Source organism: Rhodoligotrophos defluvii (genome assembly GCF_005281615.1).
GTDB classification, from domain to species: Bacteria; Pseudomonadota; Alphaproteobacteria; order Rhizobiales; family Im1; genus Rhodoligotrophos; species Rhodoligotrophos defluvii.
Map to the genome: position 1 here is coordinate 357,204 of NZ_SZZM01000004.1, position 24,234 is coordinate 381,437.

General features: G+C 66.1%; 25 protein-coding genes. 8 read left to right on the plus strand and 17 right to left on the minus strand.

Features of this window, described 5'->3' with window-relative positions:
* The 3 genes from E4P09_RS18755 to E4P09_RS18765 are packed head-to-tail and all read right to left on the minus strand — an operon-like array spanning window position 1 to window position 2,731.
* Window positions 1-780 carry an ABC transporter permease gene (locus E4P09_RS18755; protein WP_137391149.1) on the minus strand — a complete coding sequence of 260 codons (780 nt, stop codon included), beginning with the start codon at window positions 778-780 and terminating at the stop codon, window positions 1-3.
* Between the two features lies 1 nt (window position 781).
* On the minus strand, window positions 782-1,552 hold the full coding sequence (locus E4P09_RS18760) for an aspartate/glutamate racemase family protein (protein WP_137391150.1): 771 nt from the start codon (window positions 1,550-1,552) through the stop codon (window positions 782-784).
* Between the two features lie 6 nt (window positions 1,553-1,558).
* Window positions 1,559-2,731, minus strand: coding sequence for a M24 family metallopeptidase (locus E4P09_RS18765; RefSeq protein ID WP_137391151.1), 1,173 nt, complete (start codon window positions 2,729-2,731; stop codon window positions 1,559-1,561).
* 196 nt (window positions 2,732-2,927) lie between these two features.
* On the opposite strand from E4P09_RS18765, the gene E4P09_RS18770 reads away from it, so the two are divergent.
* The 4 genes from E4P09_RS18770 to E4P09_RS18785 all read left to right on the plus strand — a co-directional run bounded on the left by E4P09_RS18770 (window position 2,928) and on the right by E4P09_RS18785 (window position 5,476).
* On the plus strand, window positions 2,928-3,677 hold the full coding sequence (locus E4P09_RS18770; protein WP_137391152.1) for a helix-turn-helix domain-containing protein: 750 nt from the start codon (window positions 2,928-2,930) through the stop codon (window positions 3,675-3,677).
* Window positions 3,678-3,739: 62 nt separating this feature from the next.
* Complete coding sequence (locus tag E4P09_RS18775; protein WP_137391153.1) at window positions 3,740-4,498, plus strand: sulfite exporter TauE/SafE family protein; 759 nt, start codon at window positions 3,740-3,742, stop codon at window positions 4,496-4,498.
* A 59-nt stretch (window positions 4,499-4,557) separates the two neighbouring features.
* On the plus strand, window positions 4,558-4,980 hold the full coding sequence (locus E4P09_RS18780) for a VOC family protein (protein ID WP_137391154.1): 423 nt from the start codon (window positions 4,558-4,560) through the stop codon (window positions 4,978-4,980).
* 85 nt (window positions 4,981-5,065) lie between these two features.
* The gene (locus tag E4P09_RS18785) at window positions 5,066-5,476 is read left to right on the plus strand and encodes a VOC family protein (RefSeq protein ID WP_137391155.1); all 411 of its coding nucleotides are present in this window, start codon (window positions 5,066-5,068) and stop codon (window positions 5,474-5,476) included.
* A 51-nt stretch (window positions 5,477-5,527) separates the two neighbouring features.
* Here E4P09_RS18785 and E4P09_RS18790 read toward each other — a convergent pair whose 3' ends face one another.
* The gene (locus E4P09_RS18790) at window positions 5,528-5,998 is read right to left on the minus strand and encodes a VOC family protein (protein WP_338049011.1); all 471 of its coding nucleotides are present in this window, start codon (window positions 5,996-5,998) and stop codon (window positions 5,528-5,530) included.
* A gap of 169 nt (window positions 5,999-6,167) precedes the next feature.
* Here E4P09_RS18790 and E4P09_RS18795 point away from each other — a divergent pair, with 169 nt between their 5' ends.
* Genes E4P09_RS18795 through E4P09_RS18805 form a run of 3 tightly spaced genes read left to right on the plus strand, consistent with a single transcriptional unit; the run spans window position 6,168 to window position 8,203 of the window.
* A complete protein-coding gene (locus tag E4P09_RS18795; RefSeq protein ID WP_137391156.1) occupies window positions 6,168-6,695 on the plus strand; it encodes a methanogen output domain 1-containing protein in 528 nt (175 codons plus the stop codon).
* Entirely contained in the window at window positions 6,695-7,738 is a 1,044-nt protein-coding gene (locus E4P09_RS18800) for a sensor histidine kinase (RefSeq protein WP_137391157.1), read from the plus strand. The genes E4P09_RS18795 and E4P09_RS18800 overlap by 1 nt, the downstream gene beginning before the upstream one ends.
* Window positions 7,739-7,744: 6 nt before the next feature.
* Window positions 7,745-8,203, plus strand: coding sequence for a response regulator (locus tag E4P09_RS18805; RefSeq protein WP_137391158.1), 459 nt, complete (start codon window positions 7,745-7,747; stop codon window positions 8,201-8,203).
* Between the two features lie 36 nt (window positions 8,204-8,239).
* Here the strand turns inward: E4P09_RS18805 and E4P09_RS18810 are convergent, their stop codons facing one another.
* The 9 genes from E4P09_RS18810 to E4P09_RS18850 all read right to left on the minus strand — a co-directional run bounded on the left by E4P09_RS18810 (window position 8,240) and on the right by E4P09_RS18850 (window position 20,855).
* A complete protein-coding gene (locus E4P09_RS18810) occupies window positions 8,240-9,118 on the minus strand; it encodes a DMT family transporter (protein WP_137391159.1) in 879 nt (292 codons plus the stop codon).
* 82 nt (window positions 9,119-9,200) lie between these two features.
* A complete protein-coding gene (locus tag E4P09_RS18815) occupies window positions 9,201-10,487 on the minus strand; it encodes a TRAP transporter large permease (RefSeq protein ID WP_137391160.1) in 1,287 nt (428 codons plus the stop codon).
* Between the two features lies 1 nt (window position 10,488).
* Window positions 10,489-11,109 carry a TRAP transporter small permease subunit gene (locus E4P09_RS18820; protein ID WP_137391161.1) on the minus strand — a complete coding sequence of 207 codons (621 nt, stop codon included), beginning with the start codon at window positions 11,107-11,109 and terminating at the stop codon, window positions 10,489-10,491.
* A 17-nt stretch (window positions 11,110-11,126) separates the two neighbouring features.
* A complete protein-coding gene (locus tag E4P09_RS18825) occupies window positions 11,127-12,170 on the minus strand; it encodes a TRAP transporter substrate-binding protein (RefSeq protein ID WP_137391162.1) in 1,044 nt (347 codons plus the stop codon).
* Between the two features lie 88 nt (window positions 12,171-12,258).
* Window positions 12,259-14,331 carry a hydantoinase/oxoprolinase family protein gene (locus E4P09_RS18830; protein WP_137391163.1) on the minus strand — a complete coding sequence of 691 codons (2,073 nt, stop codon included), beginning with the start codon at window positions 14,329-14,331 and terminating at the stop codon, window positions 12,259-12,261.
* A gap of 81 nt (window positions 14,332-14,412) precedes the next feature.
* On the minus strand, window positions 14,413-16,050 hold the full coding sequence (locus E4P09_RS18835; protein ID WP_137391164.1) for a hydantoinase B/oxoprolinase family protein: 1,638 nt from the start codon (window positions 16,048-16,050) through the stop codon (window positions 14,413-14,415).
* 255 nt (window positions 16,051-16,305) lie between these two features.
* On the minus strand, window positions 16,306-17,253 hold the full coding sequence (locus E4P09_RS18840; RefSeq protein WP_137391165.1) for a LysR family transcriptional regulator: 948 nt from the start codon (window positions 17,251-17,253) through the stop codon (window positions 16,306-16,308).
* A 54-nt stretch (window positions 17,254-17,307) separates the two neighbouring features.
* Window positions 17,308-18,612, minus strand: a complete 1,305-nt coding sequence (locus E4P09_RS18845; RefSeq protein ID WP_137391166.1) for an LLM class flavin-dependent oxidoreductase — start codon at window positions 18,610-18,612, stop codon at window positions 17,308-17,310.
* 167 nt (window positions 18,613-18,779) lie between these two features.
* On the minus strand, window positions 18,780-20,855 hold the full coding sequence (locus E4P09_RS18850; RefSeq protein ID WP_137391167.1) for a 3-hydroxyacyl-CoA dehydrogenase NAD-binding domain-containing protein: 2,076 nt from the start codon (window positions 20,853-20,855) through the stop codon (window positions 18,780-18,782).
* Between the two features lie 129 nt (window positions 20,856-20,984).
* Between E4P09_RS18850 and E4P09_RS18855 the strand changes: the two genes are divergently transcribed.
* On the plus strand, window positions 20,985-21,938 hold the full coding sequence (locus tag E4P09_RS18855; protein WP_137391168.1) for an alpha/beta hydrolase: 954 nt from the start codon (window positions 20,985-20,987) through the stop codon (window positions 21,936-21,938).
* Here E4P09_RS18855 and E4P09_RS18860 read toward each other — a convergent pair whose 3' ends face one another.
* From E4P09_RS18860 to E4P09_RS18875, 4 genes are all read right to left on the minus strand, one after another.
* On the minus strand, window positions 21,939-22,310 hold the full coding sequence (locus E4P09_RS18860) for a VOC family protein (RefSeq protein WP_239025268.1): 372 nt from the start codon (window positions 22,308-22,310) through the stop codon (window positions 21,939-21,941).
* A gap of 76 nt (window positions 22,311-22,386) precedes the next feature.
* Window positions 22,387-22,683, minus strand: coding sequence for a hypothetical protein (locus E4P09_RS18865; RefSeq protein WP_137391169.1), 297 nt, complete (start codon window positions 22,681-22,683; stop codon window positions 22,387-22,389).
* Window positions 22,684-22,717: 34 nt separating this feature from the next.
* Complete coding sequence (locus E4P09_RS18870; protein ID WP_137391170.1) at window positions 22,718-23,242, minus strand: flavin reductase family protein; 525 nt, start codon at window positions 23,240-23,242, stop codon at window positions 22,718-22,720.
* Window positions 23,239-24,228 (minus strand): alpha/beta hydrolase, encoded by a 990-nt coding sequence (locus tag E4P09_RS18875; protein ID WP_137391171.1) that lies wholly within the window; start codon window positions 24,226-24,228, stop codon window positions 23,239-23,241. The genes E4P09_RS18870 and E4P09_RS18875 overlap by 4 nt, the downstream gene beginning before the upstream one ends.
* Window positions 24,229-24,234 lie beyond the last annotated feature (6 nt).

Here is a 24,234-nt window from a genome sequence, read left to right on the forward strand (position 1 = left end):
TCAGGATGCCCCCGCGCCGCTATGCAGCCGCACCACGCTGTGCCAGGGGATGACCGCCTTCTCCAACAGCTCGATCGCGTAATAGACCACCACGCCGATCACCATCAGAGCCGCCAGCACCGCGAACAGCAGCGTCGTGTCCAGGCTGGCATTCGCCTGGAGCAGCAGATAGCCGAGCCCCGCGGATGCCCCCACCCATTCGGCGATGACTGCGCCGACCACGGCGAAGGCCACCGAGACCTTCATGCCGGCAAAGATGTTGGGCAGCGACAGCGGCAGCCGGAAATACCAGAAGGTCTGCAGCCGGCTCGCCCGCAGCGCCTGGGCCAGCTCCAGCACCTCCCGCTCCACCGAGCGCAGTCCCACCGTGGTGGAAATCACGATGGGAAAGAACGCCACCAGGAAGGTCACCACCAGCTTGGGGAACAGCCCCAGCCCGAACCACACCACGATGAGCGGCGCCAGCGCCACCTTCGGGAAGGTCTGGCTCAGGATCAGCCACGGCATCACCGCTTGCTCCAGCGTGCGCCAGGCCACCAGCATGATCGACAGGGGAATGCCGATCGCCACCGAAAGCAGGAAGCCGCCGAGGGTGACATAGGTCGTGATCCAGCTGTGATGCAGCAGGAAGGAGAAATCCTCGACGATCCGTTGCAGGACCGCGCCGGGCAGGGGCAGGAGATAGGGCGGAATGTCGAAGATCTCGACCGCCGCATACCAGGCGGCGATCATGATCACGAGCGCGAGGCCGGGGTAGAGCCCTGGAATCTGCCGCTTCATCTCAGGTCAGCCCGGAAAAGGGGCGTCGGGCGCAGGCGTCGTGCACCATCGTCACCAGATGGGTGAAATCGAACACGGGGAGGCCGGTCGCGTCCTGCACCGCCGCCGCGTAGGGCGGCAGCAGCGAGCATTCCAGCAGGATGGCGCCCACCTCGGGATTGCGCTCCACCATGTGCCGCGCCACTACGACCACCTCCGCCTCGGCCAGCTCGAAATCCAGCCACGGCCGGTCGTCCCAGGCGGTGGCCGCGAATTCCGGACAGTTCTCGACCCCCACGATCACCACCGGGTCGGTAATGCCCGCCGCACGCAGGTGATTGTCGGTGAGGCTTGCCGCTTCCGCCGTGACGATGCCCAGGCGCTGCGAACGCTTCAGCATGCGGGAGATCATCGGCGCCAGCATCAGCGACGACGCGAACACCGGCACATCCACCGCCTCGCAGAGATGTTTCTGGAACAGCGCGGCAAACCCGCAGGAGGTGGTGATCGCCCGGCAGCCTTGCGCCACCAGGCTGCGCGCCCCATCGAGCCAGGGGCCGATCGCCTCGCGGAATTCCGCGCTGTCCGGGTCCATGGCCCCGAGCTCGCGAACCGTGCGGCTGCCGGAGAAGCCTTTCACCACGTGGTGAAGCACGGGGAACGGGAAGCTGGCGGCATTGCCGATAGCCCCCGGCGGCCGCGGAAAGTGGCCTTCGATCAGCAATATGCCGATCCTGTGTCCGTAGATGTTATGGCCGCCGCGCAGCACGCGGCGGAGCGCCGGTGCGGTCATGGCTCATCACGCCTTGTATGTCAGCACTCTGGGATAGTCCGCAAAGCACTCGGCTCCGTTCTCGGTGACGGCGAAACTCTCCGAGATCACCAGTCCATAGTTTTCCATCCATATGGCCGGGATGCAATGGAAGGTCATGTTTTGCTCCAGCACCGTGCGGTCGCCGGCCCGCAGGCTTGCGGTGAGTTCGCCCCAGGTCGGCGGGTAGCCGATGCCCACGGGATAGCCGATGCGGCTGTCCTTCTCGATGCCATGGCGCGCGGTCACCGCCTTCCACGCGGCCGCAAGCTCCTCGCACGCGACGCCGGGCTTCACCTTGTCCAGCACCGCCTGCAGGCCCTCGGCGATCACCTTGGCCACCTCCTGCATCTCCTGGGTGGGCGTGCCGAGATAGATGCAGCGCGACAGGGGCGAGTGATAGCGGTGCCTGATGCCGCCCAGCTCGATATAGAAGATCTCGCCCTTGGCCAGCGGCGCGTCCGTCCAGGAAAGGTGGGGCGCCGCGCAGTACTCGCCCACCATGGCGTTTGGCGGCTTGCAGGGAAACGTGCCGCCGAACTCCGGCAGGCCGGCGGTGGTGACCCGGTAGACCTCGGCCATCACGTCGCACTGGCGCACACCCGGCTCGGCCTTGTCATAGGCGGCCTGCTGGGCGGCAGCGGCGATCTTGCCGGCCTGGCGCATGAACTCGAGCTCGCGCTCCGACTTCACCATCCGGCACCAATTGACCAGCAGGAACGCATCCACGAAGCGCGCATTGGGCAGGTCGCGCTTCAGGATCGCGTCCCACTTGGCCGTATAGTAGTAGTCGTCGGTCTCCACCCCGATCGTGCCCTTGTCCCAGCCGCGCCGCTTGAGCTCTTCGGCCACGAACTCGATCGGGTGCCGCTCGGTCGAGGCGACATAGTAATCGGGATAGGGAACGACGTTCTCTTCCGCGAGGAAGGCGGTGAACTTCGCGCCCACCGCGTCCATCTTGCGGCCGATCCACACCGGCTCTTCCTGTTTGAGGCTCACCGCCACCATTTGCGGCGTATAGAACGACCACCCGTCATAGCCGGTGAGCCAGAATTGGTTGGCGGGCGATGCCACCAGCAGCAGGTCGATACCGCGCTTGGTCATCTCCGCTTTTGCGCGCGCAATGCGCGCCAGGAACTCGCTGCGCTCGAACAGAATCATGCAGGACCTCTTCCCCAGCCTTGTCGGCTTTTGCACAGCAGCATCGCCCGGGCCGGGCCAGAAGTCTAATGACATGTAGACCGCAAACCCATAACGCAAAGGTTATGGCAGTGAGCGGGCCATCCCGCATTCTCGCCATGGACGCGGGCCTCTGGGTGAGGCATCGTGACGGCCTGATTGAGAGCGCGACAACGGAATGGGCAATATCCGCTACGACTATACAGGCGATGGCCGGCTGCTCGAGGGCGCAGACTGGATCGGTCTCCGCCCCCATGGCCTCGAGCCGCATTATCACGCGGAGGTGCAGGCCTCCATCGTCTGGCGTGGCGAACGTGAGTACCGCATCGGCGATCGGAGGCTGCGGCTGCGCCCGGGCCAGGTGCTGGTCGTACCGCCCTGGCGAGCGCACCACGCCCTGCCATCCATGCGCGGCGATATACGGTCGACCGAATTCTACATAGCGGGTTCCACGCTGTCGGCCGAGACCGCCGGGTGGCTCAACCAATTCGGCTATGTGGTCCTGGAGCGGCCCGATCTCGTTGACCTGTCGCCGGTCGAGGCCGCCGGTCTCCTCACCGAGCACCTGGCTGCGGCGCCTGATGCCGTGATCTTCGATGCCGCGCCGGCTCAGCTGCCGAACGGCACCGGCCGGCTGTCCCAAGCAGTGGCCCGGCACGACCAGATTGCCGATGCCGCGCAGGCGCTGGGGTTCAGCCGCGAAGGCTTCATCCGTGCTTTCGCCAGGAGCTTCGGCCTGACCCCCCATGCCTACAAGGTCAATCTCAGGCTGAACGAAGCCCGCCAGCTGCTCAGGCAGGGCGAGGCGATCGCGGACGTCGCCTACGCCACCGGCTTCAGTGATCAGAGCCATTTCGGCCGCATGTTCCTGCGCTTCTTCGGGGCCACGCCTGGCCAATTCCGCGCCGCTCATGCGGCCGCCTGCTGACAAGTCACTTTCCTTCTAGAGCGGGGCGCCCCGTCCGTGGTTGAAGGCCACGGGAGGTGCCCATGACGCTCTTGGAAATGGCTCTGCTGGCTGTCGCTGGCTTCGCTGCCGGCATACTGAACGCGGTGGCCGGCGGTGGAACCATCTTCACCTTCTCCGCTCTCCTCGCCGTCGGGATGCCGCCGGTTGCGGCCAATGCGACCAGCGCCACCGCGGTCGTGCTCGGCTCGGTGGCGTCGGCTGTGGCTTACCGCCGCGAGATCATCCTGGCCCTGCGGCGGCTGCTTCCGCTCTGTGCCGTCTCGATCCTCGGCGGCGGCACCGGCGCTGCGCTCCTGCTCTGGTCCGGTGACCAGGTGTTTCGCGCGCTGGTGCCGTGGCTGCTGCTGTTCGCGACCCTGCTGTTCGCGGCGGCACCCTATATCCAGCGCGCGTTGAAGCCTGCAGCCCCTTCGCGGCATCGCCGGGGCGACCTGCCGCTCGCCATGCTCGTGCAAGGGCTGGTGGCGATCTATGGCGGCTATTTCGGGGCCGGCATGGGCGTCATGATGCTGGCCTCCCTGGCCCTGACCGAAACCGGTGGCTATCACGCCGCCAACGCCGCGAAGAACCTGCTGGCCATCGTGCTGCAGGTCATGGCCGTGGTGGTGTTCCTGTTCTCCGGCGTGGTCGATCTGGAGCTCAGCCTGATCATTGCCATTTCCAGCATCATCGGCGGCTGGGTGGGTGTTGTCGCGGCGCGACGCATACCCCAGGCCGTGATGCGCCACCTGGTCATCGTCTGCGGTCTTGCTCTCGCCCTGTGGTATTTTGTGCGTTGATGCCGGGTTGCGGGCCGGCTCGCGCATCAGCGGATCACCACGAACATCGGGAGAAACACATGCGGCCAAGTGTCAAAGTCATCACGCTGGCGGTCGATGACCTCGAGCGCTCGCTGCGCTTCTACAGGGACGGACTGGGCCTGCCCACCCAAGGAATCATCGGCCAGGAATATGACCATGGCTCCGTCGTGTTCTTCAACCTGCAGGGCGGCCTCATCCTGGCCCTCTATCCCGCGGCGTTTCTGGCCGAGGATGCCAAGGTGACACCCACCAGGTCTCGCGTGGGCGCCGTATCGATCGGCCATATCGTCCGCTCCAAAGCCGAGGTCGGCGCGATCATCGAGGCCGCCAGCCGCGCGGGCGCCATCATCACCGATTTGCCGAAGGACCGGTTCTGGGGCGGCTATTCCGGCTATTTCCAGGACCCGGACGGGCACCTCTGGGAGATCACGTGGCACCCGGAGCTGAGCGCGCAGGAATAGCGCCGCCCGGCCGTCAAAGCCTATTGCTCTGACAGGTCGGCCGTGTTACGCGTTAAAGAACAAATCATGAACCAAGGGGCTCGCCATGACGGAAAATCCCAGCATCATGTCGCACGTTTCCATCGGCACCAATGACTTCGAGAAGGCAGTGGCCTTTTATGACGCGGTGCTGGCAACAGTGGGCGCGCGCCGGGTTATGGAGCATGACGGCGCGGTGGCATACGGGAAGCATTTCCCGGAATTCTGGGTGCAGCGGCCAATCGACGGCCGGCCGGCCGTCGTCGGCAATGGCACCCATTTCGGCTTCTTCGCCAAGTCGAAAGCAGAGGTGGACGCCTTCTATGCAGCGGCAATCGGCGCCGGAGCGGCCCCCGACGGCGCGCCGGGCCCCCGGCCTGATTACGGCGAGCCCTATTACGGCTGCTTCGTGCGGGACCTTGATGGCCACAAGATCGAGGCGGCGTTCTGGGACCAGGAGCTGGCGGCGGCGCGGTGAAGACCGGCCGCTAGCGGCTTGCTCGATGCTGGGAGCAAGAGCCGGCGGCGCTTAGCGCAGGTTGAGCTGCCATGACACGCCGTAGCGATCGTTGACCCACGTGAACTGGCGGCTGAACCCGTAATCGGCCAGGGGCATGAGCACCGCTCCCCCTTCGCCGAGGCTCGATGACAGCCGGCTGATCTCGTCCTCGGAGTCACACTCGATGAACAGTGAAAAGGCCGGGGTGAAGCTGAAAGCGTGCTTAACGGGGCTGTCGATGCACATGATGCTCTGGTCCGCTATCGAGAATACGGCAGTCATGATCGAGCCCTCGGGACCGGCCTCGCCAGGTCCATAACGCACGATATCGACAATGTGAGCGTTCGGGAAAAGCGAGACATAGAAATTCATCGCGGCTTCGGCATCGCCTTGAAACATCAGAAAGGGTCGAACGCTCGCAACCATAACGAAGGTCTCCATTCGTGAAGAAAGATGCCAGGCACGGTCCGTGCGGGCAAATGCGCGGCCGGTGAAAGTCATTGTTCCGAGCTGCCGCCGGCCCAGGTGCCGACATTGCGCAGCACGCAACCTCTCACCACCCTATCCACCGCTTAAATTTGCCGGTCAAGTATCCCCTGGTATTGCCTTGTGAGTTCATCACGGTCATCTTATGGTACTTCCGCTTGGAAGCAGCGAAAGCATAGCTCCAATGAGCAACAATACTGCCGTGCGCAAAGCGGCCGTGGACCTCGACCGCGACCTTTTTCTTCGCGCCTTGTTGCGGGAACTCTCGGGAACCCTGCAAGACGTGGTCGGCCTCGATGAGGCCTCGGGCTATGTCAGCGTGGTTGGCGGCGCCATCGGCGAGCAAATTGACACGTCCTATCGCCACGCATTGCAGGTCGAAAAGCTGAGCCGCAAGCAGGTTGCCGAGGTGCTGGTCGATCTCAAGCGGCGCATTGAAGGCGATTTCTACATCATCGAGGAGCGCGAGGACCGCATTGTCCTCGGCAACAGGGCCTGTCCGTTCGGCAAGTTCGTCGAGGGCCGCCCCTCTCTCTGCATGATGACCTCGAACGTGTTCGGCTCCATCGCCGCCCGCAATCTCGGCTATGCCCGGGTCGAGATCGAGGAGTCGATCGCCCAGGGTCATCCCGGGTGCCGCATCGTCGTCCACCTCAAGCCTGTGCAGGATCCCGAACCGGATGCTCGCGAGTATTTCGGGCCGACAGCTTGATGGTCTCGGACGACGCTCTCGCGATCCTGAATGCCTTGAGCGAGCCGGCTCTGCTCCTTGATCCGCAGGGGGTGATCCTGGGGGCGAACCGGGCGGCCAGGCGTCTGCTCGGCAATCAGCTCATGGGATTGCCACTCGCGGATCTCATCACCAGCCCTCCGGATGCGTTCGAGCAGTATCTGCGAAGATGCTCCGCGACGAGCGGCGCGCTGCCTGGCGCCCTGTCGGCCCGCCGGAGCGACGGAACCGACCTTCGGCTGCGTGCCTATGGCGCCCGGCTCGCGGCTTTCCCGAGCGCCCGCCCGGTCGTCATGCTGCGCCTGCTGCCCGCCGATACCGATGCGTTCTCCGTATTGGCCCGCAAGATCCGCGACCTCAATCTCGAGATCAGCCGGCACCGCCAAACCCAGGCAGCCCTCGAAGAAGCCCTGCACCAGAACGAGACGCTGCTGCGGGAGCTTCAGCATCGGGTGAAGAACAACATGCAGATGCTGCTGGGCCTGTTCGCCGCAGCCCAGCGCGAGACGGATTACGAGGAGGTGAGGGACTTTCTCGAAGACGTGGCCCATCGGCTGATGGCGGTGGTCACCGCGCAGCAGCTCATGTACCGGTCTCACCATCTGCATGCGATCGAGGCGGCGGCCTTCGTGCGCGATCTGTGCGGGGCGATCGGCAAGACGCTCCCGCGGCAGGTGCGCATGGAGGTCACCGCGTTCGACGGCCTGCTGCCCAACGATGTCGTCTTTCCGTTGGCGCTCATCCTGAATGAGCTCTTGACCAACGCGCACAAGCATGGTTGGCAGAATGCCGACAGCCGAATTCAAGTCGATCTGCAGCGGAACGGGGCCGATTGCACGCTCATTGTACAGGACGACGGACCGGGGATCCCTCCACAAGCCAAGGAGCGGCGCTCGTCAGGCCTGGGCCTGGTGCGGGGACTCTGCAGGCAGATCGGTGGCTCGTTCACGATTGAGAACGCGGGAGGTACGCGCTGCCTCGTGCGCTTTTCAGCAGCAGGAGGCGTGAACCCAGAGAAAGGCTGATCGACAATGCAGATCGTGTCATCAGACGAGGGCAAGCGAAGTCCCCCGGGGCCGGCGGCTCAGGTTCCGTTCAGCCAGCTGAACGTCCCTCACGACGTCCGGGTGCTGATCGTCGAGGACGAGTGGCTCGTGTCGCTCGACCTGGAAGCGGCGTTCCAGCAGGCAGGCTACCAGGTGGTCGGCATCGCCACCAGCTGTGACGAGGCGATCGAGATCGCGGCCAGGGTGCGGCCGCATGTGGCCACCATGGACATTCGCTTGCGTGGCGCGCGCGACGGCGTCGACGCCGCCAACGAGCTCTACCGGCGCTTCGGCATAAGATGCCTGTTCGCTTCGGCCTATTCTGAAGCGGCCACGATGCAGCGCGTGGCGGCGCGACCGCTTGGCTGGCTGCAGAAGCCGTTCATGGCGGCCCAGGTTGTCTCCACCCTGACCGCGGCTTTGCGCCGGCTCCAGGGTCATTGATCCGCGGATGCTCGTCGTGCGCCCCTGCCGATGCAGTCATGAGCGGATCACGGCGAGGGCCACGCCCGCGAGGGTGAGGATCAGCGCGATTATCTCGCGCGCGCCCAGAGGTTCGCCGATCAGCAACGCGGCCGAGATGATCCCGATGATGGGCACCAGCAGCGTGCCGGTGGCGGCGGCGCCCGGCGGCAAGGCCCGCAAGGTGGCGAACCAGCTCAGGTAGCAAAGCCCCATCGGAACCAGCGCCATGTAGCCGACCGCCAGCCACGTCGAGAGGCTGGCCCCGGTGAGATCGGGCTGCTCGATGAGCAAGCCCAGCAGGGTCATCGGCACGCAGGCGAGCCCCACCTGCCAAGCCGTGAGCGCGATAGGCGGCAGACGAATGGGCCGCTTGGCCGTGACCGCCCCCAGGGCGAAGGAAATTGCGGCCGCCAGCGCCCACGAGATGCCGCCCACCTTGCCGGCACCCAAGGAGATGCCCTTGTCCGAGAAGAGCACGACAATGCCGGCCATGGCCATCGCCAGCGCAACGAACCCGCGCATGCTCGGCAAGGTGCCGAGCAGTGGCCAGGCGAGCAGCGTCGCCCAGATGGGCACGGTATAGACGATCAGCGCAGATTCGGCGACGGTCAGCGACATCATCGAGAGTGTGGCAAAGCCCATCCAGCCGAACACGTTGAGCGCGGAGGCTATGCCCAAGCGCCGCCAGTCGCCAGGCGGAACCTTGAGGCTTTCGCCGCGGCCAACCGCGATGAGCGCGAGGAGAACGGCCGCCGCGAGGCCGCTGCTGCCGCGCGCGAACAGCGGTGGCAGCTCCCGCAGGATCACCTTGATCAGCGGCCAGTTGAGTCCCCACCCCACCGCGGTGACAAGCAGATAGGCGAGGCCGAGACGGGAACGGGGCGAGTGGGGCATGCGCCTGCATGGATTGACAGCCTGGCCGGGTCAATCCCGTGCGGCCGCGGAGGGCCTATGCGAAAACCGCAGAGCTTGTGATCTAGCTTCTGACCTGCGCCGGCAGCCACAGCGCGATCTCGGGAAACGCCAGCAGCAGCCCGATCAGCGCGAACATGCTGAGAACGAACACGAGGGAGCCGGCCATGACGTCTTGAATGCTGCCCTGCTTGCGGATCGCCTGCACCACATAGAGGTTGATGCCGACCGGCGGTGTGATCAGCGCCACCTCCAGGAGCAGGATCATCACGATGCCGAACCATAGCGGGTCATAGCCGAGGCTCACCACGATCGGCACCACCAGCGGGGTCATGGTCACCAGCATTGAGAGCGTCTCGAGGAAGCAGCCGAGCAGCACGAAGAACCCGATGATCACCAGCATGGTCGCGGCCGGCGACAAGCCCAACCCCGTAACGAACCCCGTCAGCTGCTGCGAGAGCCCGATCGCCGAGAGCACGAAATTGAGGAAATAGGAGGCGAGCACGATCAGCATGATCATGGCCGTGGCCTTCATCGCCCCGAGAAAGGCGTCATGCAGCAGCGCCATGCTCAGCCTGCCGTTCCACCAGGCAAGGACAACGGCGAAGACCAGCCCCAGGGAAGCCGCCTCGGTCGGCGTGGCGATGCCGGCGTAAATGGAGCCGACCACCACCAGGAACAGCAATAGCACCGGCACCAGGTCGATCAGGCTGGCAAATCTCTGTCGCCACGTGGCGGTGACGGGCTTGCCGTCATAGCCGGGCCTGATCGCGCAGACGATTACCACGATCAGCGAGAACAGCAGCGCCAGCACCAGCCCCGGCACCATCCCCGCGAGATAGAGCTTGGGGATCGAGGTGTTGGTGATCATCCCATAGATGATGAGATGGATCGATGGGGGAATGAGAATGCCCAGCGTGCCGCCGGCCGCGAGGCTGCCCAGGAACAGCCGCTCGTTATAGCCGCGCTTGAGGATTTCCGGCAGCGCCACGGTGCCGATGGTCGCCGCGGTCGCCACGCTGGAGCCGGATGTCGCCGAGAACAAGGCGCTCGCGCCGATATTGGCATGCAGCAGCCCGCCCGGCAGGCGGTTGAGCCACAGGGCAACCGCGCCATACATTCGTTCCGCGACGCCGGCACGCAGCAGGATCTCGCCCAGCAGCACGAAGAGCGGCACGCTGGTCAGGGTGAATTCGTTCGAGACCTTCCACAGGATTTCCGAGGCCGCATAATAGAGGGGCAGCGGCGAGTAGGCATAGCCGAGCGTGAGCGCCGCCATCATCAGCGCCGCCGCGATGGGAATGCTCAAGCCGATGAGCACGGCCAGCAGCAGCGAGGCATTGCCCAGCATGTCAGGTCGCCCCGCTGGACGGCTTCACCGCATCTTCCGCTTCCTCGGTGGGGGTGAGCACGCCCAGCTGCCGGTTCACCTGCCCGAAGTCCGCGCGTCCGAGCTCGAGCAGCGCGCGCAGGCCGGACAGCGCCAGCGCGATCAGGAACACCAGGAAGCCGGCCAGCCAGGCAAGTTGCGGGATGATCAGCGGCACGTGCAGTGACGACGCCGAGCGCGAGGCGCGCGCCCATGAGCCCGACACCACGATCCACCCGCTGAAGATCAGGAAGGCCGCCAGCAAGAGAAGCGCCACAAGCGCTACGACATCGAGAATGGCGCGCAGCGGCAGGGGAAAGCGATGGTAGAGGAAGTCGATACGCACATGGCTGCGGGCGTAGAATGCCTCCGCCAGCGACCAGGAAATGCCGATGGCGAAGAGATAGCCGGCAATCTCGTCCACCCCGCCCAGATTGCGCCCGACGAGATAGCGGGACAGCACGTCGACCGCCACCATGACGCCGATCAGCATCACCCCCCAGCCACCCGCGATCAGCATCAGTCGGGCGATCCGGCGCCAAAAGCCATCGGCCCTGTCGATCAGGGCCGCGAATGCGCCGCTTCTTCGCGTATTCGGCTCCATTCGCGGTCCAGGCGGCACTATTTGCTCGCAGTCATGCCGGTAACCTTGCCGACGGTCTCGTTCCAGCGCTGCACGCAGGCTTCATCGCATCGGGCCGCCCATTTCTTGAGCACCACCTCCTGCAGGATCCGCCGCCGCTCCTGGTCATCGACCTCCGATGGCGCCACGTAGGTCATGGAGGCCGCGGGCCCATAAGGGCATTCGGCGCGTCCCGTATTGCAGTCGATGCCCGCCTTGTCGTCCGTGGCGGTCAGCGCCCAGAGGTCGTTCTCCAGGGTGGTCACCGCCTTGCCGATGGCCGCGCGCTGGCCTTCCGGCAACGCTTCCCACTTCGCCTTGTTGGCGGCGATCAGGGTGAGGCCCCAGCCGAACCGCATGCCATAGAGGTGCTTGGTCACCTCCGGCCACTTGAAGGAATAGCCGGTGAGGGTGCCGGTAATCCCGCAATCCACCACCCCGCGCTGCAGGGCCGGCACCACCTCCGCCAACGGAATGCTCACGCCCACCGCGCCGGCCGCCTCGACGAACTCGTTCATGCTGGCGCCATAGAAGCGGATCTTGCGGCCCTTGATGTCAGCCAGGCTGTTCACCGGCTCCCGGCAATAGAGGATCTGGCTCGGATTGGGGTAGACGCCGAGCAGGATCAGCCCGTGCTTCTTCTCCAGGCTCTCCGCCATGACCGGGCGATACGCCTCCAGCGCCTTGCGGCCCGTATCCACGTCCTGGATCAGGGTGGCGAGCTCGAGGCCCTCGATCACCGGGTCGTCCGCCACCGAATAGCCCACCACGATATGGCCGATGTCGAACACGCCCAGCGTGGCAAGCCGCAACAGCTCCACCCCGGAAAGGCCGAGCTCGGAATAGGAGGTCACCGTGGCCGTCACCTCGCCATTGGTCATCTCTTTCAGCTTTTCCGACCAGAACGGCTTCTCCAGCCGCTCATAGGCGTTCAGATTGGACCAGGGCGCCACCACCTTGAGCTCCGTCTGCGCATCGGCCGCGGTGCTGAACAGGGCCGCCAGACCGAAAGCGGCCGCGCCCACCAAGTTACGGATCGTCATGTCCTCACCCCATCTGTGATCCGGCCACGATGGAAGCCCTTAGGCCCGCCCGTCAATTATCCTCTTCATATTCCATTATATCTCTCGGCTATGGTTCTGATCCCTTGCGGGCGCGCAAGGTGATGTCGAGCCAGCCGAACCCGTTCACGTCGGCCTTGTCGTCGGTGCTGAGCACCACCGTCGTGGTCTCCGCCTCGATGATGGCGGGGCCGGTGATGGTGTGGCCCGGCGCGAGCGTGTCGAGATCATAGACCGGAACCTCGCGCCAGCTGCCGAAGAAAGCCTGGCGCGAGCGCGCAGGCTTGGCCGGCCCGGTTGCCGGCGCCGCCCTCTGCACCCCGAGGCTGGCAGGCACTTCGCCCACCGCTGCCACGCGGGCATTGACCAGCACCACCTCCTGGCCGGGCGATGAATAGGTGTAGAGCTCCTCGTGGCGCTTGTGGAACCGCTCGATCACCGCGTCCATCAGCCCGGGATCGGAGAGGTCCAGCCCGTCGAGGCTCACATCCACCTCGAAGATCTGCTCGCCATAGCGCATCTCGGCCGAGCGCTCGATATGGATCGGCCCCTTGAACCACGAGCCCAGCCGCCGCATGGCCTCCTGCTCCAGCTCGCCGAAGATCTCGCGGAGCTTGCCGCTGTCCAGCACGGCCGTATCGCCGATATGGCTGCGGGTCACCTCATAGCGCAGGTCGCTCGCCAGCATGCCCCAGGCCGACAGCACCGAGGCGACCGTCGGCACCACCACCCGCGTCATCTCCATCTCGCGGGCCACTTCCACCGCGTGCAGGCCGGCCGCGCCGCCGAAGCTCAGGAGGGTGAAGCGGCGCGGGTCCACACCGCGGCGCAGGGTCATCAGGCGGATGCCGTCGGCCATCTTGAGGTTGATCAGCCGGAAGATGCCGGCCGCGGTCTCGTCCCGGCTCAGGCCCAGCTTGGCCGCCAGCCGGTCCACTGCGGCCTCCGCAGCGGCACGGTCGAGCTTGCGCCGGCCGCCCAGGAAATTGTCGGGATCGAGATAGCCGAGCAGCAGATTGGCGTCCGTCACCGCTGGTTCCGTTCCGCCATTGCTGTAGCAGGCCGGCCCGGGCACTGCCCCCGCGCTTTCCGGCCCCACATGGAACGTGCCGCCATCGTCGACCCGGGCGAGCGAGCCGCCGCCCGCGCCGATGCTGATGATGTCCAAGCTGCGCAGGGCGATGCGCTGGCCGGCAAGACCCCGCTCCGAGGACAGGGCGATCTGCCCGTCCGCGATCAGCGAGATGTCGGTGCTGGTGCCGCCCATGTCGAACGGGATGAGATTGCCTTGCCCGATGAGCTCGGCGCAGCGGCGCGCGCCGGCAATGCCGCCCGCAGGACCCGAGAGAACCGTGCCGGCCGCGAGGCGCGCGGCCTCCTCCACCGGCGCGATCCCGCCATGAGACAGGATGATGAACAGCGAGCCCTCGAAGCCGTGCTCGGCGAGCCGTCGCTCCAGATTGCCCAGATATTTGCGCACCGCCGGCCCCACATAGGCATTCACCACCGTGGTGCACACCCGCTCGTATTCCTTGATCTGCGGCAGCACGTCGCTCGACAGCGAGACATAGGCGTCCGGCATCTCGCGCGCGAGCACCTGCAGCGTGCGCTGCTCGTGCGCCGGGTTGCGATAGGCATGGAAATAGCACACCGCGACCGAGGTCACCTTCTCCTGCTTCAGCCGCGCGATCTCGCGGTCAAGGGATGCTTCGTCCAGCGGGATGAGCACCCGGCCGTCGAAGGCCATGCGCTCGCGCACCCCCCGCCGCAGGTTGCGCGGCACCAGCGGCTCCGGCGCCGGCAGCAGCAGGTTGTAGCGCTCATCCTTAAGCCCCTCGCGCATTTCGATGACGTCCCGATGGCCCTCGGTGGTGAGCAGGCCCACTTTGGCGCCTTTGCGCTCGAGCAAGGCGTTGGTGGCCACCGTCGTGCCGTGCACGATCCGGTCGGTGGCGCCGAGCAGGGCGGCGAGATCCATGCCCAGCCGGGCGGCGAGGTCGGTCAGCCCCGCAATGACGCCGATCGATTGGTCCTCCGGCGTGGAGGGCGACTTGGTGAAGGTTGTGACGCCTTGGTCATCGATGGCCACCAGGTCCGTGAAGGTGCCGCCGACATCGATGCCGACGCGAAACGTCTGGGTCATGGGTCGCCTGTCCAGGGTAGGAGCTCGTGAGAAGGGTGCCGAAAAGGTGTAAGGGCTGGGTTCAGGGTCTAGACGGGGGGTCTAGACCATTTCCCGCTCGCGGTCGCGCTTGCGCGCGTCCGGGCTGCGCCTGGCCGGATCGCCCCAGCCGCCGCCACCGCCCGAGTTGATGTCCAAGAGGTCGCCCGCATTGATCTCGATGCCGTATTCCTTGGTCTTCAGATCCCGCACCGAGCCGTTCGAGATGAGCCGATAATGATGCGGCAGCCCGTCCTTGCCGCCCAGCATGCCGGCCGCGCCATGCCGGATGCCTTCGCCCGCGGTATGAGCATAGGCGGGCACCTCCACCCTCAGTCGCATGCTGGCGCCCAGCCCGCCGCGATACTGGCCATCGCCGCCCGACCCTGGTCGGAACTCATGCGACTCGAACAAGAGCGGGAAGCGCGCTTCCGCCCCCTCGATGCTGCCGAACTTGATGCCGCCGGCCGAATGCCACTCGCCGGCGGTCGACCAGCCGTCGCCCTTGGGCGAGGCGCCGCCGCCCGGGCGCGCATGGAACATGTGCCAGATGAACCGCTTGCCGTTGCGCGGATTGTCGCCGGTGATCGAGATGCGGAACCGCCGTCCCCAGCCGCCCATGGCCCGGTCCGGACAGGCCGGTGCCAGCGCCTTCACGATCGCCTCGACGATCTCGTTGGACGGGTGGGTGGTGGACAGGGTGACCGGAGCGTTGTTCTCCGCCCACACGACCGTGCCCGGCTTGGCCTTTACCTTCAGAATCCTGAAAACGCCGTCATTCTTCGGGATGTCCGGATCGATGAGATAGGCAAACGCCATGGCCACCGCCGCTTGCGTGTTGGCATGGGACGAATTGGCGAAGCTGTTCGACTGCGGATCGCTGTCGGTCAAGTCGATCTCGAGATCGCTGCCCGTCTTGGTCACCTTCGCCGCAATGCGGATATTCTCGCGGCCCCGGCCGTCGTCGTCCAGGAAGGCCTCGCCGTAATAGACGCCGTCCTTCCAGCTCTCGACAATGGCGCGGGCGCGGCGCTCGGCCCCATCGAGAATGGCTTCCACCGCGTCCACCGTCACCTCGGCGCCCACCTCGTCGAACAGCTTCTTCAGCCGCCGCTCGCCTAAGTGGGCGGCCCCGATCATGGCGTCGAGGTCGCCACGGAAGTCGCGGGGAAAACGGACATTGAGGATGATGGTGTCCATCACGTCGTCCCGGAGCTTGCCCGCCTCGTAGAGCTTGAGCGGCGGGATGCGGATGCCCTCCTGCCAGATCTCCGTGGCGGCGGGGTTGTAGGCGCCGTGGGTCGCCCCGCCGATATCGCCCATATGCGCCCGCGCGATGGTCCAGAACAGGCGCTTGTCACCCGCATAGACCGGCACGAACACGGTCACGTCCGGCAGGTGGTTGCCGCCACCCGCATAGGGGTCGTTGACGATGATCACGTCGCCGGGCTGGATGCGGCCGGCGAATTTCTCCTCGATGGCCCGTGCCGCCCAGGGCAGGGCGCCCACATGCACCGGTATGTGGTCGGCCTGCGCGATCAGCCGGCACTGCGCATCGCAGATCGCCATGGAGAAGTCGCGGCTCGCATTCAGGATCTGCGAATAGGACGTGCGCAGCATCGCCTCGCCCATCTCCTCGACGATGGAGCTCAAGCGATGCTGGATCACCGACCTGGTGATGGGATCAATCGAATTGGCCACAGGTGAACTCCCCAAGACAAGGCGCGGCGCGCAGGGTGCCCGGTCTGCGCCATGACTGCAACGTGACGCTAGAGCATGATCCCGAAAAGTGGATACCGGTTTTCTGAAAAGATCATGCTCAAGCAAAGGTTAGAGCGGGATGACGACTCGAAGATAAGTCATCCTGCGATGGGCCGGCGCTGCCGTCCAATATTGGTTCCGTATCGGAATATATGCGGCGCCTGCGGCAGGCAAGCCGCGCGAAAGCCCACCGCCTCACACCGGCTCACGGCGGCCGGCGCCGTGCGGGGCCTCATCCTCGGCACGGCCTTCGATCAAAGGCGCAAGGCGCACGTCGTCCACCGCTGCGAGCAGCTCCTCGATCAGCGGCTCGGCTTTGTCCCGCGGCCACACCGCATAGAGCTCGACCAGCGGGCTGTCATCCAGCAGCGGCTTGAACACCACGTCCTCATAGGCGAGCCGGCGGGCCGAGCGCGGCACCAGCGCCATGCCGAGCCCGCTCGCCACCAGGCATAGCATGGTGGTCATCTGGTGCGCCTCCTGGATCTTCCCCGGCGAATATCCGCCCGATTGGCAGAGGTGCATGATCAACTCGCGGAAGCCCGGTGCTTCTTCCGTATCGAAGATCACCAGCGGCGTCCCGTTCAGGGCCGCAAGCTGCAGGGCAGCCTCTTGGGCGAGCGGGTGCGATGCCGGCAGCGCCACCACGAACGGCTCCTGGTGGACCAGGCGGATGCTCAGGTGCTCGTCGATCACCGGCGGCCGCACGAAGCCGATATGGATCTCGCCCTTTTCGAGACCGATCAGCTGCGCGGGGGAAGACATTTCGCGCAAGGAGAGGTTCACGTCCGGCAGGCGCTCGCTGAACGCCGCCAGCACCGGCGGGGCGAATTCGAGGGCGGCCGAGCCGGTGATCCCGACGATCAGCCGGCCCGCTTGGCCGCTCGCTGCGCGGCGTGTCATGGAACGGGCGCGATCCACCTGGCTCAGCACCTGCCGCGCCTCCCGCAGCAAGGTGCGGCCGGCAGGCGTCAGGTCGATCGGCCTGCGGCTGCGGTCGAACAGGGTGACTTGCAGCTCCTCCTCGAGCGCGCGGATCTGCTGCGACAGGGGCGGCTGGGCGATGTTGAGGCTTTCGGCCGCGCGTCCGAAATGACGCTGCTCTGCCAGGGCGACGAAATAGCGAAGGTGCCTCAGCTCCATGGCATGGTGGTATAAAGCATTTTCGAGCGAAGTGGGTAGGTCTGTCGAGCTAGGTCAGCCCGCCCGCAGGTTCTCGCGCAAGGTGCGGCCTTCGTAACGGGTGCGGAAGATGCCGCGCCGCTGCAGCTCGGGCACCACGCTCCGGCAGAACGCCTCGATCGACCCGGGGAAATAGGTGGGCGAGATCACGAACCCGTCGCAGGCGCCGGACTCGAACAGATGCTGCATGCGGTCGGCGATCGACTGCGGCGTGCCAACCAGCTCGTTGGTCACCCGCGCCGCCGCCTCTTTGAGGCTGATATTCTCCGCGGCCATGATCGCGCGCAGCTTGTCGGCCGTACCTTGGATGCCCTGGTTGCCCTGCATCGCGGCAAGCGCCGCCTCGTCGCCATCCTGGGCGAGATCGATACCGAGATAGCTGGAATTGTTGGCCAGCGCCAGGTCGGGATCGATGAGCGACTGCAGATACTCGGCCTTCTCCTGCGCAATGGCCTCCGTCTCGCCCACCACCACCCGCATTTGCGGCATGATCACGCAATCCTCGGGTCGGCGCCCGTTCGCGACGAGCCTGCGGTGCATGTCCGCGGTAAACGCCTTGAGGTCGGGCTCCCGGCTGCTGGGCGCGAAGATCATCTCGGCCCAGCGCGCAGCGAAATCGCGCCCGCGCGGTGATGCGCCGGCCTGCATGATCACCGGCCGACCCTGGGGCGAGCGCGGGATCGAGAGGGGGCCACGGGTGCTCACATATTTGCCGCGGTAATTGGCATAGCGCATCTTCGCTGGATCGCCGAACACTCCGTTCTTCTTGTCGTGAACGAAGACGTCCTCCCCCCAGCAGTCCCACAGGGCGAAGCAGGCCTCCACCACTTCGTCGGCGCGGGCATAGCGCTCGTCCCGCGGCGGGATCTCGTCCATGCCGAAATTGCGCGCCTCGAGATTGGTCGCCGACGTGACCACATTCCAGGCGACCCGGCCCTTGCTGATAATGTCGAGGGAGGCGAGCTGCCGTGCGATCGTGTAGGGGTGGTTGAAGGTGGTCGAGATGGTGGCGCCCAGGCCCAGATGCCGCGTCACCCGCGCCATCAGCGGCAGCACCATCAGCGGGTCGAGAAAGCTGATCTGCCCGCCCTTGCCGATATAGGTGGCAAAGCTGCCCCGGTGAATGTCGTAGAGCCCGAGCAGGTCGGCGAAGAAGCAGCCGTCGAAGCAGGCGCCCTCCAGAACCTGCGCGATCTGCTCGTAGCGGCTCGGCTCCAGGATGTCGTGCAGCGTGGATTCCGGGTGGCGCCAGCCGCCGGCGTGGTTGGCGGTCGGCCCGGTCTTGAGATAGGCGAGAAGATGCAGCTTGCGCTTGGCCAACCCAAAGCCTCCACCAACGCCGTCCGTGAATCATCCACTTTTGCTTTGGAAAAGCTAAGCCAGGGCTTCAGAATTTCCAAAGCACATCCGATGCGGCAGTTTGTATCGCTATGGGGCTAACGAAGCAGGCCCTCGCTGGTTCTCGGTTCCCGTTCGGCGCCTCGCAGTTAGGTAAACGTCCCGCCGGCGCGGGCCAGCTCGGCGAGCAGGGGCGCAGGTTTCCAGAACTGGCCTTGGTAGCCCTGCGCGAACCGGTCCATGGCAGCCACGATGGCGTCGAGCCCCACCTCGTTCGCATAGTGCATAGGCCCGCCCCGATAGCGCGGGAAGCCGTAGCCGGCGAGATACACCACGTCGATGTCGCTGGCTCTCAGCGCAATGCCGTCGGCCAGCACCGCGGTACCCTCGTTGATCAGGGCATAGATGCAGCGCTCGACGATCTCCTCCGGGCTGATCTCGCGCTGCCCGAGGCCGAGCGAGGCCGAATGCTCCCGGATCAGCTGCTCCACCTCCGGATCGGGGATCGCCTTGCGTCCCTCATAGCGATAGAAGCCTGCACCCGTCTTCTGGCCATAGCGGCCGCGCTCGCAGATCAGGTCGGGTATGGCGGAATAGGGCCGGTCCGGCTGCTCGACCTTGCGGCGCTTGCGGATGGCCCAGCCCACGTCGTTGCCGGCCAGGTCCATCATCCGCAACGGCCCCATGGCCATGCCCCAGCGCTCCAGCGCGCCGTCTATCTCTTGCGGCAGGGCGCCCTCATCCATCAGGAAATAGGCCTGCCGCAGATATTCCTCCAGCATGCGGTTGCCGATGAAGCCGTCGCATACGCCAGCCACCACGCCCACCTTGCGCAGGCGCGTCACCACCTTCAGCGCGGTGGCCAGCGTCGAGTCGGCTGTGGCCTTGCCGCGCACCACCTCCACCAGCCGCATGATATTGGCCGGGCTGAAGAAATGCATGCCCACCACTTGGCCCGGGCGCGCGGTGGCGTCGGCCAGGGTGTCTACGTTCAGGGTCGACGTATTGGTGGCCAGGATGGTTTCGGGCCGGGCGAGCTCGTCCAGCTTGCGCAGCACCTCCTGCTTCACCGTCATGTCCTCGAACACCGCTTCGATCACCAGGTCGGCCGCTTGCGCAGCAGCGTCGAGATCGGCAGTCGGGCTCAGACGCGCACCGCGCACCCGCGCTTCCGTCTCGCCGAGCCGTCCGCGCTCCACCATGGTGCGATAGTGGCGCTCGATGGCCTCGGCCGCCCGCTCCAGCGCCGTCGCGTTTGCATCCACCAGCTTCACCTGGAAACCTGCATCGAGGGCCGCGATGCTGATGCCGCGCCCCATGGTGCCCGCGCCGATCACCGCGACCGTCTCGACGGGAAGGGTAGGCGTTTCCGCCGTGAGGCCGGGCACTTTCCCCACTTCGCGCTCGGCAAAGAAGGCGTGCCGCAGCGCCCGGGCCGCCGGCGTGGCGACCACCTGGTCGAACCGTGCACGCTCGTGCGCCAATCCTGTGCGGATATCCGCATGGATCGCATCGTCCAGGCAGTCGAGAATGGCCGCCATGGCCGGCACCGGGCTGGGCAGCAGCGTTTCCCGGGCCTGCGCCAGCGCAGCCTCGGCTGGGCCAGGTTCGATCGTCACCGCGCTCAACCGCCGCGGACCCGCGCCATCGCTGATCAGCCGGGCCGCCAGGTCCAGAGCCGCAGCGCGCGCATCCCCCTCGGTCACCTCGTCGAACAGGCCTGCAAGGCGCGGATCGCTTGCGGCCACCATCTGGCCGCTGGTGATGAGCTCGATCGCCCGGGCGAAGTCGATGGCGCGCGGCAAGCGCTGGGTGCCGCCCGCGCCCGGCAGCAGGCCAAGAGTGATCTCCGTCAGGCCGATGCGCGCATTGGCGGCCGCCACCCGGTAATGGCAGCCGAGCGCCAGCTCCAGGCCGCCGCCCAACGCCACGCCGTCCACCGCCGCCACCACCGGCTTGTCCAGCGCCTCGATACGGTCGATCACATCGCTCAAATGCAGCTCGGCAATCGCACCGGGATCATTGAACTCGCGGATATCCGCGCCGGCCGAGAACCGCCCGCCGGCGCCGGCCAGCACCACCGCCCTGACGTTCGGATCGTTCGCCGCCGCGGCGAATTCCGCCGCCAGCATCCGGCGCACCGCCAGCCCCAAGCTGTTCACGGGCGGATTGTCGATCACGATCAGCTTGATGCCGGTATCGGCGGCAGGCGGCGTATCGGTCATGGGCAGTCTTCCTCGATTGTCGATCTTGTGTGATGGGCGAACGGCAGCCTTGCATTCAGGCCAGCTGTAAAAGCAAGCTGCCAATTGATAAAGCGGAAAGCCGGCGCGGAGAGGGAAGGGGATGAGGCCATGCTGTCACTCAGAACCATGGGCAGCTTTCACGTGGGCGGGCGCGGGCTGGTTGTCACCGGCCAGCCGAAGCGCCGCATAACCTATTCCAAAGCCTTCGCGGATGTCGAATACGACCCGAACGGCCATTACTGGATCGAGCAGGCCTATGTCCAATATTTCATCCCCTCCCGATTGCGCGTCCCGACCCCGCTGCTGCTCGTGCATGGCGGCGGGCTGACCGGCTCGGTCTGGGAGACCACGCCCGACGGCCGCGATGGCTGGCTACCCTATTTTCTCCGCGCCGGCATAGCCACTTATGTCATCGACATGCCGGAACGTGGGCGGGCCGGCTTCTGCGCTCACGAGGGCATTTGGCCGGAGGCGCCCATTGTCCGCAGCGAGGAGGAGGCCTGGCGGCTCTACCGCTTTGGCGCGCCCGAGGGTTTCGCGACCCGCACCGGCTTTCCCGGATTGCAGTTCCCCTTGGAGGCGGCAACAGCCTTCGCCCGGACGGCCGTGCCCCGCTGGCCGGGCAACGGGCCTATGATGCTGGCCGGGCTCGAGGCTGCGGTGCAGCGCATCGGGCCCTGCATCCTTCTCGGCCACAGCCAGGGCGGCGGCTTCGCCATGGCCGCGACGATCGCTTTCCCGGATCTGGTGCGTGGCTGCGTCCTCGTCGAGCCGCATGGCGTGCCCGCGCCGGAAGAGATCGCGCGCCCGGAACCACGCGGCTGCCTGTTGGTGATGGGGGACTATATAGAGCGCGCCGCGGAATGGCCGCCGCTCGATGCCAAGGCCCGCGCCGCGCTGGCCGGGTGGGCGGAGGCAGGAGGGCAGGCGGAGATCATCGAGCTGCCGAAGCAAGGCATCTTCGGCAATTCCCACATGCCGATGATGGATCGCAATAGCGATCAGGTGGCAGAGCTGATCCTCCGCTGGCTTGATCGCGAGCACGCGGCCGGGCGGTTGTGATCACGCGCCGGGTCCGCGGCTGCCCTGATGGATGGCCATGGGATGACGGGGCTGGTAGATCCCGATTCTGCCGCCGCCGGGAAGTGTCAGGTGGGTCAGCCGGCCCCAAGGCTCGTCCGCGATGGCGCTGCACGGCACCGCCTTTGCCGCAAGCTCGCGAACCAAGGCCTCCACGTCTTCGCACATCAGATAGAGTTCCGCCTGGCCACTCGCATCGTGCGGATGCATGGCAACTTCGGCCGGAGGCAGCGCGAAAATCAGCCACCCGCCGCCGGCATCGACCGAGGGAAAGCCCAAAACGTCGCGAAAGAAGGCGCGGTCGGCCTCGGCGTCTCGGCTATAGATGACGACATGCGCGCCAATGATCATCATGCGCCCCCTGGTAGAGCGGTGGGTCCGTCATGCATGAATCCTTAGCCGCTTTGGCTTCGGCCGCCAAGGCGCCGCATCAGTCCTTCCGCGCGGCGGCAGGCCATTCGATATGCGCGCGGATGGCGCCGGTCTCTTCGTCCACCCAGCCCGCTCGCTTGGCGTAGGCGATCATGCCCGTGGCCGAATCCTGCCAGCCCGGACCGCCCGCCTGGGCGCCAAGCTTCCGCAGGGCGGCCTCGTTCACCCAGGCATGCCCGGTCTCGTCGACCCGCGCCAGCCCGTTCAGGGCCTTGGCCACGCTGCCATTCGACGCATTCGGGTCGTCCACCCGCACCTTGAAACCCTTGAAGTCGTCCGGATCGACCAGTTTCACTCGGCCTGCTGCCGTCACGCAGATGATCATCGTTTCACTCGACCAGAAATGTGCCATTCACAAAGACCAGGGGATCAATCGCCTGGTCGACGATCGTATCGACCACCTCGCCCACGATCATGGTGTGGGTTCCGAAGGCCATCGCCGGACCTTGGCGGCAGAGGATGACGGCCTGTGCGCCGACCAGGCACGGGCAGCCGATCTCCGACAGGAACCATTCGCCCACGGTGAACCGCTCGGCGCTCGGCAGGGTGGCGAAGGCGTGTCCGATCTCCGCCTGCTCGCGCCGCAGCAGGTTCAGGCTGAAGAAGCCTTTCTCCGTAAGCGGATCGTGAATGGACGCGGTGCGGTTCACGCAGATCACCAGCGAAGGCGGATCCATGGAAAGGGAAGTGATGGCGGTCGCCGTCATGCCGAACCAGCGTTGGCCATTCGCCGTCGCTACCACGCCGACGCCGCTGGCCAGCCGCCGCATGGCGCTGCGGAAGCGCTGGCGCAGCTCCTCGATCGAATTCGCGCTTTCGGCACTGGTGCCCGGCGCGCGTCGCGTTTGCATCATATGGCTAGACTCGATGTTGGTTCTGCAATCTGCTCGGCCTGCGCAGGCCGCAGCGCGAAGGCCAGCAGCTCCGCCAATTCGCCGGTGAAGGCTTTGGCGGCGGGGATGAACTTCTCCATGGGCAGGAAGCCGTGGATCTGTCCCTGGGCCCGCTTCAGCGTCACCGTGACGCCTGCCTCGACCAGGCGCCGGGCAAACGCCTCGCCCTCGTCGCGCAGCGGATCATGGCTCGCGGTGAGCAGGATCGTATAGGGCAGCCCCGAGAGATCGTCAGCCCGCATCGGCGAGGCGCGCCAGTCTGCCCGGTCTGTATCGCTCCTCAGATAGTGGCTGTGGAACCATTCCTGATTGGCCCGGGTGAGCAGGTGCCCCTCGGCGAATTCCGACTGCGAGGCCGTATCGAAGCTGAAGTCCGTTGCCGGATAGATCAGCATCAGGGCTCTGATGCGCGATCGTCTGGCCAAGGCGTCGTTGAGGGCGGTGACGATGGCCAGATTGCCGCCTGCGCTGTCGCCCCCCAAGGCGATCCGCCCCGCATCGGCGTTCAGCCGCGCCGCATTGTCGAAGATCCAGTTCGTCGCGGCGAAGGCGTCATCCACCGCCGCCGGAAACTTGTGCTCAGGCGCGAGCCGGTAATCGACCGAGATCACCGCGCATCCGGCCCGATGCGCGAGCTGCCGGCACAGCCCGTCATGGCTGTCGAGATTGCCCAAGACCCAGCCGCCGCCATGGAAATAGACAAGCAGGGGAAGAACCTGCCGCCCACTGCCCAGCGGTCGATAGTGGCGCATGGCAACCGGTCCGCGCGGCCCGGGCGCCTCCAGCGGCTCCACCAGCGCAACCTCCTGCGGCGGCTCCGTCGAGGCAAGACGCGCCGCCATATAGGCCTCGCGCGCCTCTTCCGGCGACATGCTCTCATAGCCAGGCCGCCCAGACGTTCTGATCAGATCCAGCACGAATGCGGCACCCGGATCGAGGCTCATCATCGGTAC